This is a genomic window from Longimonas haloalkaliphila, from assembly GCF_055379825.1.
The window spans coordinates 976,849-989,351 of record NZ_AP043948.1; the positions used below are offsets into that span (position 1 = coordinate 976,849).

Consider the following 12,503-nt stretch of genomic DNA (forward strand, 5'->3'; position numbering starts at 1 on the left):
GCTTAGTCTTCATTCACATGTTTCAGGATACGATTATACAGGGCATTGCTAACCCAAAACCCTGCATCTTGGCGTAATTCCTGCAGCAAAGGCCGAACTGTTTGTACTTGTCCTTTCTGTTTGGCCTCAACCAGTACACCGAGAAGTCCCATCTTGCGAACTCCGAGCCGTGATGCGGCTCGACGCCCGAGCCTCTCGTCAATAAGCAAAAGAGCTTCCCTCTCGGGAGCAAGTGCGATGGCTTCTGCTTCTCCTGCGTCGAGTTCACCCTGCAGCGCAACCGCTACTTCTGAATGGAGACACGATTGCACGGTGATCCAGTCGTATGCCGCCACCTCCTTGGCACCCGGTTGGTTCGGAAATCGGGTTATTTCCACATAGACCGCCCTTGGAATATAGACGTTGTCGTAGAGTGCTTGAAGAAGGCTTAATCGACCGATGGAGGCAAGATTGATGATCGGGGATGTGTTACTGACAACCATCATTTGCCTGTTCGATTCCGAATTACCTCTAAGTCTTCCTCGAACTCTTCAACATCATAGTGCGGTCCAATTTCCCGGCTCGCCAGAAGGTGTTGCATCGTAAAAGGGCTCATCTCGGCCATCTGGGCTGCCTGCGAAAGCGTGAGGCGATTCTGTTGAAAAAGCAATATCGCGATCTCTTTTTTCAACTCCTCAGCCGTCGTGTGTGCGGAGCGGAGAGTCTCCTCCGAAATAATTAAGTAAGTCAGCAAAAATACATTTACACCTTGTCATCGCGAGGAGGGAGCGTGCGACCGACGCGGCGATCTCAGGCGCCCGTTAGAGCGGTTTATTCTGCTTAGAAGGCACAAGATTGCCGCGTCGCTGGCGCTCCTCGCAATGACATATTCGAAGATTCTTTTGTGGGCCTACTTAAATCCATGAGTTCAAGGAGGTCCGTTCACAGGAATGTACAAAAGTAACTCGCACTTCTGTACCAAAGTTCTTCTTGCTGTTGGAGCATCTGCTTCCTACTGACTCTCAGCGCGGCGTGAATGCCAGATACCATGTCGCCGCGTGTCAGCCCATGCATCAACCTGGTCTGAGGGGAGATCCAGGATGAGTTCCCAGAATCGGAGTTGCTTTGGGGACAGTTGATCCCCCGATCGTTGCAGGAGCCACGCACGAAGCTGAATGTCGAATACATGTTTTCGCAGCCACCGGATCGCGTGGTGATTCCCCTCCGTCAAGACGCGTCGGATGATCAGGTCGCGGTCGTCCTCCCAACACAGGTCGGCATGGTCATACCCCCAGAAGAGCGACTGCACAAATGGAGGCCACGAGTCGCCATGAATCATGGTTCGATGATTTGCTATGAGTGAAGCTGACAGGTTCTGTTACGCATCGCATCAACCAAGGCTGATCACATCCAACGGCTACGTGTGCGATCTGTGGGCAGTGTCGGATGCCTGCAAGCCAGGGACGTAGCGCGATCGCGATGCGCGAAGACGCACACCGGGCTGTGCGATTTCGCACACTCGAGGCCGTCCATCATTTATCTACGGGCGTTAAACGGCCTCGCGCACCATTGGCACATGCCTTGTCCCATAATATCTCAGATCACCCATTCAAATTTGCTACCGTCCGCTGTTGTGCTCCTGTGTTCCGTATCCACCATGAATGCCGACTCGATGACGGGACTGATGCTGCTCTGGCTTTTTGGTGCGTCTACGATGGGAGTAGCTCTGCAGTGGGACGATTCCTCCGCATCCCCTGTGCCCCATACCGCACAGATGAGCCATACAGAGGTGATTGCGATCGACCGCTACGATGACCGTGTGGGCCTTCGCATCCACCTGCCTGGACTGCCGTGGACGCTGAGCCTTGTCGCTGACGTTCCCAACTCGATGCAGCCCGTCTTGCCAGAGACGCACTCTGCTAAGACGGGCCGCTCCATGCCTGATTACCAACTCACCAACCAAACCTGCCCATCGCGATGATTGAACTGGAGTCTATCACAAAGTGGTACCGCAACGGGCGTTCGCGGGCCTTTGTCCTGCGTCAGATTGACCTGACGATTGACGAAGGCGCGTTTGTGACCGTCATGGGGCCCTCGGGCGCCGGGAAGTCAACGCTGCTCCACATTATGGGGCTGCTTGAGGAGCCGTCGAAGGGCAGCTATCGCTTTGCGGGGACGCCTGTGGATGCGATGCGTGCAGATCAGAAGACGGAGCTTCATCGCACCCAGATCGGCTTTGTCTTTCAAGCCTACCATCTGATCGATGATCTGACGGTCTACGAGAATCTGGAAACACCGCTGCTCTATCAGGGGCTGTCGCGGTCGGAGCGGAAAAGCCGGGTCGCCGACATGCTCGACCGCTTTGGCATCGTGGCCAAGAAGGATCTCTTTCCGCATCAGCTTTCAGGCGGACAGCAGCAGCTTGTGGGCGTAGCGCGGGCGCTCATTATCAAGCCCCGCGCGATTCTGGCCGACGAACCGACGGGCAATCTGCAGTCGCAGCAGAGCGAGGCCATCATGGAGACACTGCAGCGCCTGAACCGCGAGGACGGCGTCACCATCGTGCAGGTCACACACTCCGAAAAGCAAGCGCAATACGGCGACCGCATCGTGGAGTTGTCCGATGGGTGGATCAATGCCGATTACTCGGTTCAAATGGCAATGAGTAATGGACAATGAGTGATTCTGTGAACAAGACGGGAGCGCCGAAACGACGGAATGCGGTGCAGGAGAAATCCTTCGCGTTTGCCTCGATCCACGATGATGGCGAGGAGCTGCTCAAGCTGCCCTACACCATCGTCAAGAGCGCCAAACAGGACGCCTGAGCCCGCTATTCCTCATTCCTAATTGAACATACCCCACTGACGCCCCATGCTTCGTAATTACCTGAAGATTGCCTGGCGGAATATCTGGCGGCACCGGCAGTTTTCGCTGATTAACGTGCTGAGCCTTACGGTGAGCCTGGCCGTCTGCCTGCTGCTGGTGCTCTTCCTGTTCGATCAGTGGCAGCACGACCGGCACCACGAGCACGCCGACCGGCTCTACCGCGTGGTGTCCCACTCCGGCTCTGCCGAGTTTGCCTCCTCGCCCGCGCGCCTTGGCCCCACCCTACAGGACCAGTATCCGGGCGTGGAGGCGATGACCCGGCTCGATTACACATCCGGGTACGCCGTGTTTGAGGTGGGCAGCGTGTCGTTTGAGGGCTTCTATGCCGAGTCCAATTTCTTTGATCTGTTCGATTGGCCGCTGTTGCGAGGCCGGACAGAGGCGCTTGATGAGCCGGGCCAGGCGCTGGTGTCTGCGGCGTGGGCCGAGCGGGCCTTCGGTGATACGGATCCGATGGGCGAAGTGCTTGAACTGGACGGCATCGGAACGTTCACCGTTGCCGGAATCGTGGGCGAGACGCCCGGGCGGTCGCATCTTTCGTTCGATCTGCTGCTCTCCTTCGCCACGCAAGAAGCCGAACGCGCCACCTACCTTGACGATTGGCAACGTACCTTCTGGTCATACCACAATTATCTGCTGCTGGCGCCAGGCATAACGCCAAATCAGTTTGACAATGCACTGGCCTCCATTCGAGCTGAACACTTCCCAGAAGCCGCTGAACAAGGCGACACGCGTTATAGCTTTCGGCTGCAGGCTGTAACAAACATCGCGCTTGGGCCCTACCTGAATAACGAAGTTGCACGCGGTGCCGTGCCCGCCGTGGTGGCCTATTTTCTCGGTGGATTGGCCTTGCTTATTTTGATTGCCGCCGCCTTCACGTTCACCAATTTGTCGCTCGCCCGGGCCTCCGAGCGGACGCGTGAGGTGGGCGTACGTAAAACCATTGGGGCGCAGCGCTGGCAGGTGGCGGCTCAGTTTGTGGTGGAAGCCGTTGTGCTGAGCTTCCTCGCGCTGGGCCTTGCGCTCCTGCTATTGCCTGCCCTGGTGTCGTTCTTCAACAGCCTGTTCTTTACTGAACTCGTTGGACTACGCCTGACCTTCGCGCCGCTGCAGGACCCGGTTGTGCTCCTTCCGATGGTGCTCACCGCTCTGATACTCGGAATCATCGCCGGAGCATACCCGGCGTGGACGCTCTCGAGGCCCTCACCGTTGAGCGTTCTGACGGGAAACGCTACGAGCCAGCGATCCGCTCCCGTGGGCCGTTCGCGCCTGCGACGCACGCTGCTGGGCATACAACTTGTGATCTCGTTCGTGCTCATCGTGTCGACGCTGCTCCTCTACCGGCAGGCCACCTTCATGATGGAGGCCGACTACGGCTTCGACCGCGATCATCTCGTGCAGGTCGAGCTCCAGGATGCCTCGTTGGACGTACTGCGACAGGAAATGGAGCAGCATCCCGGTGTGGAGCGCATATCGGGAATCTCAACGCTACCGGTTGTAGGGGCACGCTACTTTCAAACCTTTCGCCTGACTGGCCAGGAAGAGTATCCAACCTTCTACCGGCTTTCCGGGGATGCGGACGTGCTCGCCACCCTGGGAGTTGATCTCGTTGCCGGACGCTCGCTGACACGTACAGGGGGTTCGGGCGAGGCGGTCGTCAACGAAACCGGCGCACGGGCGCTGGGCTTTAGCGATCCGGCTGACGCAGTGGGTGCGCAGGTAACTCGTGGAGAGGATACCTCCTACGAGGTCGTCGGCGTGATGCGCGATTTTCACCACGACGTGTTTCATTCAGCCATCGAACCGGCCGTGCTTACCTCTGATGCAGATCGCATCGACTACGCACTCATCCGTGCTAACCCTGACGCTCATGACGCTATTCTCTCACGTATCGAAGGGCTCTGGCCCTCCCTCGACCCGGTGAATGAACTGGAGGCTTCGCCCTACAACGCAGCGCTGGACCAGGTGCTTGCGGTCGAGGACCCACTCACACTCATCGGCCTAACCGCGCTGTTTGCGCTACTGATTGCCGGACTCGGGCTTTTTGGGATGGCCGCCTATGCCACGCAGGCCCGGACGAAAGAAATTGGCATTCGTAAAGTCATGGGGGCGTCGGTGCCACAGCTCACGGGCGTGCTCTCCAAGGAGTTTGCGTGGGTTGCCGGGGCCTCGGTAGGACTTGCCATACCGTTGGCATGGCTGCTGAACCGGTGGTGGCTCGGCTTTCTCGCGTACCGCATCGATATGGGCGTGGGTGTGTTCTTGGTTGGCCTGGCGGCTATCCTGCTCGTGCTGCTGCTCACGGTTGGGCTGCATAGCTACCGCATCGCCACCCGCGACCCGGTACAGGTACTGCGGTATGAGTAGCCATTTCAGATAAAGGTAGAAAGCGCCTGAGACGCTTACCGCTGCTCCCACCACGTCTCGCGCTCCTCGTTGCGGAGCATGCGGTAGCGCTCCACCTGTCCCTCTGTCAGGACAGCTTCGATGGCCTCGTCAGTGGCTTCTTGCTGGGTTCGGATCTGCCGCAGCAGCCGAATTCGCTGCCCGGAGCGCAGGCGTTCATCTGAGCGAAAGGGGCCAAGGAGTTCGCTCATCGCGTCTATGTGATCCTCGATAACAGGTCGCAGGGTGGCCCGTTGATCGGGCGTCAGGTCAAGTTCGTTCGTCAGCTGCGCCAACCGCAGACGGGCGATTAGATCTGGATTCTCAGTTCGTTGGTTGCCGGTGCGGACCGATGGACGCTCAATTGCCTCACCGTCCAATACCCGGGCCAGGAACTCGGCGTCGTTCCAGGACGGATCGGCCCGACCAAAACGCACGATAACCATCTCGCGAGAGGGAATGACGTACAGCCGCTGGTTGAACAGTCCGGCAGCCATCAAGACATCGTTGGGACCGTCGGCGTAGATAAAGCCATCCGCACCGTCGCGATCTGCACGGATTGGCGTTTCATCGAGAAAGGAGGCGTTTTCTGACACCGGAGCGTTCAGCCAGAACGACAGGCCATAGGCGGGGGCTGCTTCAGGTGCTTGAAGTAGCGCATCCTGTAGACCAGATGGTACAACCTGCGTGCCGTTCCAGGAGCCATCCTGCAGAATCAGTTGGCCAAAGCGGAGCCAGTCATCGGCTGTCATGTGAGCGCCCCCGGCCAACTGCGGATCGCCGTCTACGCGGTTCCAGTGGTCGAACGAGGCTCCGATCGGGTCGAGAATGCGGCGCTGCAGGTAGTCGGTCGGTCCTTCGCCGTCGAGGACCTGCGTCAGGACACCTCCAAACGCTTGAAAGGCACCTGGCCCGTACCGAAAGCCCTCGCCCGGTGCATGGACGAGATCAGCCGCCAGCGCTTCTTCAAAATTCGGAGCCTGACCTGGAGAGCCGGCGTCCAGTCCAGACGTCAGAGTGAGCAGCTGGTATAGGGTGATGGAGGCTTTCGCCTCGTCGTTGTTCCATTCGGGGACGACATCGGATACGGGCGCGTCTATGTTCAGCAGCCCATCTTCAGCGGCGGCCCAAGCTATTACGCCGGCAAACGATTTGGTGCCGCTGGCGAGAAAGTGCGGGGCATCAAGGTCGAAGCCATTCTGTCCCTCAGCGCGGTTGACGTCGCCGGCCTCGTAGATGACAATTGCATCGCCCGCTTTCTCGGCAGAGTACGACGCGGCCAATTCGTAGCGGTCGTCATCGGGCGTAGGATCGTCGGAGGACGGGTCGTCCTCCATAGCAGAGCCGGGGGCGTTGCATCCCGCAAGGAATACGAAAACGAGAAAGGCAATCGACAGCGCGCGGGTGTTCATGGCAGTCTGCGATATCGTGACAGTTTCGCGGAGCAGGTTTCATGCAAATCGGAGTTACCCATTTGATCCACGCGTTCGCTATCTCCTATGTATAGAACGGGGCAGAGGCATCTGGAGGGGCATGCTTGTAGTGCCCCTGAACAGCTACGTCACGAGGCAGAGCTTCGCGACGAGGTGACGGATGTCAACTGCAACTGCGTACGTGCGCATAGATATCTGTGTTTGAGGCCGCTCAGAGAGAGGTGCGGGTAACCGGTAAAACGTGAGCAACTACGCACGAACGTCCGCTTCCTATCGATACGCCGCTACGTACGACAGCACGGCGTAGAAGAGCGGATAAAGCAGCCAAGGGGCGCCCCAGGTTAGAATGTGGCTTGAAGCCCAGAATCTTGGGGCTAAAATCAATTGATTAACCCCAATTACACATTAATTTGTTGCGTAAGTCAATATTCACTCTCTTTTCAGTTTTGCATTATCACTTAAAACTTATGGCAGTGGATAGACGCTAAGTGATCAAGCAATTGGCCACCGGAGTCGCCTATCAGTCGAACCCCCTCTCCCTACGGGTTTCTCCCCCTTATCCAAGGGGGAGATGTCCACAGGATCACGCCTGCGGCGAAGCTCGAAGACAGAGGGGGTTTCAGCGAACCGTGATGAAGTAACCTAACATGGCAATCACTTACCATTGAGCCGCTACCAAACTTATCAAATCAAATTCGTTATGCGTTTGCTACTCCCTCCTATCTAACAAACATATAGTATCTTTTGTGCTATTATTGCTTTTCTATTGGTTCCTGTATGTCTGCAGGCCCAGACTTCGGTGCATCAGTTATTTAGTTTGGAAGAGGACATTGAACAACAGTTATCTTCATCGTCGACAGAGCGTCTCAGTGCGATAGAAGAGTCTCCCCATTCTGCAGAGGTGGATCTGGTTTCTACTAACCCGGCTCTTCACAATCATCCTGTGCTGGGAATTTCCTTTCAGGTAGATGAAGAAGCAGAGTACCCCCCTCTTTCACGCCAGTAGTAGAACTGGAGAAGAAACACCGCAACAGAATGAAGAGGGTATTGCTGTAGACGCAGATGCGGCAACAGATCCTTCTATAAACCTGAACCAGCAAGATGCTTCAGCACAGAAATCGTGTTCTGTACAAGATGCAAGTGTTCTGGCTCTGTATACACCAAGCGCTGCTCAAGGACGTGATATTGAAGACATTATCACGCTTGCTGTGTCAGAGACGAATCAGGCGTATACAAGCAGCCTGGTGAACAACATCGATCTCTCGATTGCCCATATGCAAGAGTTTGACTTCGCAGAAACCCCTTTTGATGCGCAAGGTGATCTTGAGAGACTTATATCCAACTTTAACGTTCAGCAACTCCGAGATACTCACGATGCTGACGTCGTTGTTCTGATGACTGACGGCCCGTATGGTGGAATACTTGGTATTGCCGGTACGATTACGCTTGAATCCAATCGTGCATATGCTATTGTCCAGGCCGATGCAGCAACTGGAGGGTCTTACACATTCGCTCATGAGGTAGGCCATTTACAGGCAGGATAGCACCATCCGAATGACCCAACAGGTGTTGGAGCCTACAGCTATGCATTCGGTCATCGGTTCTCATATCGACCAACATCATGGTTACCTTTCAGACGTTATGCCTCAACTATTATGGCATATACGCTGGATGGTAATTATCCAAACCCGTTTGGGACTTCAACCACCATTGGTTTTTCTGTGCCTCAACAGACAGATGCTACACTAACCCTGTTTGATATAACGGGTCGTCGTATCACGACAATTGCTGAGGGTCGGTATCAACCCGGGCAGCATAGCGTGATGCTGGATGCTACGTCTTTATCAAGCGGAACCTATATCGTCCATCTTGATGCTGAAGGGCAACAAGAGACCACAACGATAACCGTGGTCAAATAATCGCAACGCCAAGAGGGAAGGCGGACTACTCATGCAATAACCGCTGCAGTAACCGCCTTCCCTTTATTTTTGATATTCAGTCTCCCCCTCTAAAGTGACCAATGATCATGATGCGACGTAATGAGCGATCAAGCAAACGAATCGTTGCACTAATCCTGCCTTTATGCCTCATATTGTTAGCCGGGTGCAATGTGCTTGGATTAAGCGATGACGATGAACCCGAAGAGGACGAACCTGAAAACGAGTACTCCTTCAAAGTCAACGGCGAGGAATGGCCTGCGGTGTCTGCCGAGGCAGAGAAAATGATACGAGGTGGGTTTCCCTTTGAAAACCACCTCGACATCCTGTTTCGCCAGGAAGAGCTTGCAGAAATCTACTATATTCAACAGTTTGGTCTCACAATACCCTTTGATGGTGAGGGCACCTACTCTCTTGACACACATCAACGTGAGGACGTTAAGGGGTTCCTCCGCAACTACGGTGGCCGAATTACTGGTCTGGACTATGATGTACAGATTTCTTTCCATGATCCTATTCCCGACTCTACCAATACGGTTACCATCACCCGGTACGACGACGCGCGTAAAGTCGTTGAGGGCACCTGGCAGGGGAGTTTTGCCCGGCGCGACTACGAACGCGATGAGTTTGAACACCTGTATCGACTCCCCGACACGGTACATGTCACCGATGGTGAGTTCAAACTCTACTACGAGGATTACCGGGATTGAGCCGGGGTACTCTGCTACAAACTATTCCCACTAAACGAAGAAGCCCTTTCAAAGCACGAGATAGGGCAGCTCTACCGATCAACTGCGTCGCCCGAAGAGCAGAAACAGGGCGGGGAGAACAATCATGTTTAGCGCAGTAGCGGTAAGGAGGCCACCCAGCACGACCATGGCCAGGGGCGCCTGGATCTCATTGCCGGGCTGTCCGCCGCTAAGCGCCAGGGGGATGAGAGCGAGTCCCGCGGTCAGTGCGGTCATCAGAATTGGGCTCAGCCGGCGCATGGAGCCTTCTACAATGGCTGTGCGCAAAGACTGCCCGGCTTGCAGGTTGTCGAGGTAGCGATCAACCAGCAGGATGCCATTGCGGATGGCGATGCCAAAGAGCGTGATGAATCCGACAAGTGCGGCAATTGTGAGGGGCTCTCCAAGCAGCCACAGGATGGCCACGCCGCCGGTGAGGGCCAGCGGCAGGTTTGCGAGAATAAGGACAGCGCCGCGCGTGCTTCCCAGCGCCTGAATCAGTACCATCAGCACAACGAGCAGGGCGAGAATCGTGAGGGCGGTGATGGTCTGTGCGGCCTGTTGCGCCTGGGCGTACTGCCCGCCAATCTGCACGAAATAGCCATCCGGCAGGTCGATCGCCGCATCCACCTGCTGCTGGATGTCTTGCACCACGCTCCCCACGTCACGACCGGCTGCGTTGGCGGATACGGTAAGCACACGACGGGCATTTTCGCGACTTACAGCGTTTGGACCGGCTTCGCGGCGTACGTCGGCCAGGTCGTTCAGGGCCACGCGGGGCCCGTTTGGCGTATCCATCCGAACCGACCGGATGGCCGCCTCCGTGCCGCGCTGGTCTTCGGGCAGGCGCACCGTTAGGTCGTAGCGCGCCTCGCCCTCCAGCACCTCCGACACCGCTGTCCCCCGTAGGCCAACGTCGATGTAGTCGGCCAGGTGGCCGGGTGTTACGCCGTAGCGTGCCATGGCGCTTCGATTGGCGTCGATGTGCAGCTGCGGCACATGTGTTTGCTGGGCCACGTTCACATCCACCGCTCCTTCAACATCGGTGATCGCTGCCTCTATCGATTCGCCCAGCGTGCGAAGCTGAATCAGGTCAGGGCCGAAGACCTTGATTGCAATGGCGGCCTCGGTTCCCGCCAACATGTGGTCAATGCGGTGCCCAATGGGCTGCCCAAGCGATGTATTCGCCCCAACCGATAACTCGCTGAGGGTGGCCCGCACGTCTGTCATGACCTCGCTGACTGTGTGGGTAGACAGGTCAAGCTGCACATCGATCTCGCTGGAATGTGCGCCCTGGATATGCTCATCCATCGCTGCGCGTCCGGTGCGCCGCGACGTGGAGGTAACGGCTGGATGCGTGAGCATTTCGGATTCCACGCGCTGCCCGATCTCATCCGACACATCCAATCCCGTTCCGGGAGGGGCCGCGACCGTTACGACAAGCGTTTCCTCCTGAAAATCGGGCAGGAAGCCGCGCCCCAGAAAGGGCATCGCGACCAGCGTAGCCACCACCAACACGCCGGCCCCAATCGCTACCGCACGGCGATGCCGGAGTGATGCGTCCAACAGGGGCTCATATCCGGCCTTCAACCGTCGGATCAGCCATGGATCTTCAGCTTGCTGTACGGTGGGGGCGTTGGGCAGCAGGTAGTAGCAGAGCACGGGCGTAACCGTAATTGCCACGAGCAGCGACGCAATGATCGCCACGATGTAGGCAAACCCAAGCGGGCGCAGCAGACGCCCTTCGATGCCGGTAAGAAAGAACAGCGGCACGAAGATGACGACGATAGCCACCGTGGTAATCACGATCGGACGCCGCACCTCCATCGACGACTCGAAGACGACATTCCAGATAGAGGCCTGCTCGTCCGGTGGCCGTGCGGCGTTCTCCTTCAGCCGCTGAAAGGCGTTCTCGACATCGATAATCGCATCATCCACCAGCGCCCCGATAGCAATAGCCAGGCCGCCCAGGGTCATGGTGTTGATGGTGATGCCGAAGCTGTACATCGCCAGGAAGGTGAACGCAAGCGCCAGAGGAAGCGCCACGAGCGAGATGCCCGTGGTGCGTACGTTCCACAGGAACAGAAACAGGATAAGCACCACCAGCAGCGCTCCGTACTGAAGCGCCGTAATGACGTTGTCCACCGCGAGCGTGATGAAGTCGGACTGCCGAAACAGGTCGCGCTCAACGGTCATGCTGCCTGGCAGGTCGGCCTGGATACGGTCGAGTTCGGCATCGACAGCGTCGGTGAGCGCGAGCGTATTTACCCCGGGCTGTTTTTGAATGGAGAAGATAACGGCCGACTCGGCGTTGACCGATCCGGTGCCGAGCCGCGGTTTGGCTCCAATCTCGACCGCAGCAATGTCGCGCAGGCGGGTGGGCGCTGCTTCGCTTCGACTGTTCACCACGGTTTCGCCGATGGATTCCAGGTCGTAAGCACGCCCGAGCCCGCGAATCTGCACCTCCTCACCATCTTCCTGATAGATGCCCCCCGAGGTGTTGCGGTTGGCTCCAGCGGTAGCCGCAAGCACATCGCTAAGCGTAACCCCCGCGGCCTGCATGGCGTTGAGGTCAGGCTGCACCTGGTATTCTTTGACGGCCCCGCCGTGCGTCACGACCTGAGCGACGCCCTCCAGTGCAAGCAGCCGCGGACGGATGTCCCAGTCCGCTACGGAGCGCAGATCGGTCTCCTCGTGCTCCCTGCTCGTAAGCCCCACGATCAGAATCTCGCCCATGATGGAGGCCACCGGGGCAAGTGCGGGCGCATCGATACCGTCGGGGAGGTCGCCCTGCACCTGCTGCAGGCGCTCATTCACAATCTGACGCGCCCCAAACACGTCGGTCCCCCAGTCAAACTCGACGTACACGACCGAGATACCCTGCATTGAATTTGAGCGAATGCGGCGGACATCGGTGGCGCCGTGTACGCTCGTTTCAATCGGGCGGGTGACGAGCGTTTCGACCTCTTCGGTTGCCATGTCGCGCGTTTCGGTGAGTACCGTTACGGTGGGCGCTGAGAGGTCCGGAAAAACATCCACGGGCATGGTTACAGCAGCGTAGATGCCCGCAATGAGCAGAAGGCCCGCCGTAAGGAGCGAGACCACGCGGTTGCTCAGGCACCAGCGAACGATGGCGCGTAGCATAAGAAGGCAGA

General features: G+C 57.3%; 12 protein-coding genes. 7 read left to right on the plus strand and 5 right to left on the minus strand.

Annotated features, from left to right (window positions below; all coding sequences use genetic code 11):
- Positions 1 to 2: 2 nt before the first annotated feature.
- From ACZ48V_RS03805 to ACZ48V_RS03815, 3 genes are all read right to left on the minus strand, one after another.
- The gene (locus ACZ48V_RS03805; RefSeq protein ID WP_464541753.1) at positions 3 to 485 is read right to left on the minus strand and encodes a PIN domain-containing protein; all 483 of its coding nucleotides are present in this window, start codon (positions 483 to 485) and stop codon (positions 3 to 5) included.
- Complete coding sequence (locus ACZ48V_RS03810; RefSeq protein WP_464541755.1) at positions 482 to 733, minus strand: UPF0175 family protein; 252 nt, start codon at positions 731 to 733, stop codon at positions 482 to 484. Before ACZ48V_RS03810 ends, ACZ48V_RS03805 begins: the two co-directional genes overlap by 4 nt.
- A gap of 258 nt (positions 734 to 991) precedes the next feature.
- Entirely contained in the window at positions 992 to 1,318 is a 327-nt protein-coding gene (locus ACZ48V_RS03815) for a DUF6922 domain-containing protein (RefSeq protein ID WP_464541757.1), read from the minus strand.
- 318 nt (positions 1,319 to 1,636) lie between these two features.
- Here ACZ48V_RS03815 and ACZ48V_RS03820 point away from each other — a divergent pair, with 318 nt between their 5' ends.
- Genes ACZ48V_RS03820 through ACZ48V_RS03835 form a run of 4 tightly spaced genes read left to right on the plus strand, consistent with a single transcriptional unit; the run spans position 1,637 to position 5,232 of the window.
- Positions 1,637 to 1,960, plus strand: coding sequence for a hypothetical protein (locus ACZ48V_RS03820; RefSeq protein WP_464541759.1), 324 nt, complete (start codon positions 1,637 to 1,639; stop codon positions 1,958 to 1,960).
- Complete coding sequence (locus tag ACZ48V_RS03825; RefSeq protein WP_464541761.1) at positions 1,957 to 2,658, plus strand: ABC transporter ATP-binding protein; 702 nt, start codon at positions 1,957 to 1,959, stop codon at positions 2,656 to 2,658. The genes ACZ48V_RS03820 and ACZ48V_RS03825 overlap by 4 nt, the downstream gene beginning before the upstream one ends.
- Complete coding sequence (locus tag ACZ48V_RS03830; RefSeq protein ID WP_464541763.1) at positions 2,655 to 2,804, plus strand: hypothetical protein; 150 nt, start codon at positions 2,655 to 2,657, stop codon at positions 2,802 to 2,804. The genes ACZ48V_RS03825 and ACZ48V_RS03830 overlap by 4 nt, the downstream gene beginning before the upstream one ends.
- Before the next feature lie 46 nt (positions 2,805 to 2,850).
- Positions 2,851 to 5,232: an ABC transporter permease gene (locus tag ACZ48V_RS03835; protein WP_464541765.1), complete on the plus strand. Its 2,382-nt coding sequence runs from the start codon at positions 2,851 to 2,853 to the stop codon at positions 5,230 to 5,232.
- Positions 5,233 to 5,267: 35 nt separating this feature from the next.
- Here ACZ48V_RS03835 and ACZ48V_RS03840 read toward each other — a convergent pair whose 3' ends face one another.
- Positions 5,268 to 6,662, minus strand: coding sequence for a serine hydrolase (locus ACZ48V_RS03840; RefSeq protein WP_464541767.1), 1,395 nt, complete (start codon positions 6,660 to 6,662; stop codon positions 5,268 to 5,270).
- Positions 6,663 to 7,651: 989 nt separating this feature from the next.
- On the opposite strand from ACZ48V_RS03840, the gene ACZ48V_RS03845 reads away from it, so the two are divergent.
- The 3 genes from ACZ48V_RS03845 (at position 7,652) to ACZ48V_RS03855 (ending at position 9,330) form a co-directional block, all read left to right on the plus strand.
- Positions 7,652 to 8,227 (plus strand): zinc-dependent metalloprotease family protein, encoded by a 576-nt coding sequence (locus ACZ48V_RS03845; RefSeq protein WP_464541769.1) that lies wholly within the window; start codon positions 7,652 to 7,654, stop codon positions 8,225 to 8,227.
- A gap of 111 nt (positions 8,228 to 8,338) precedes the next feature.
- The gene (locus tag ACZ48V_RS03850; RefSeq protein WP_464541770.1) at positions 8,339 to 8,602 is read left to right on the plus strand and encodes a T9SS type A sorting domain-containing protein; all 264 of its coding nucleotides are present in this window, start codon (positions 8,339 to 8,341) and stop codon (positions 8,600 to 8,602) included.
- 191 nt (positions 8,603 to 8,793) lie between these two features.
- Complete coding sequence (locus ACZ48V_RS03855) at positions 8,794 to 9,330, plus strand: hypothetical protein (protein ID WP_464541772.1); 537 nt, start codon at positions 8,794 to 8,796, stop codon at positions 9,328 to 9,330.
- 78 nt (positions 9,331 to 9,408) lie between these two features.
- On the opposite strand, the gene ACZ48V_RS03860 is transcribed toward ACZ48V_RS03855, so the two are convergent.
- A complete protein-coding gene (locus ACZ48V_RS03860) occupies positions 9,409 to 12,492 on the minus strand; it encodes an efflux RND transporter permease subunit (protein WP_464541773.1) in 3,084 nt (1,027 codons plus the stop codon).
- Positions 12,493 to 12,503 lie beyond the last annotated feature (11 nt).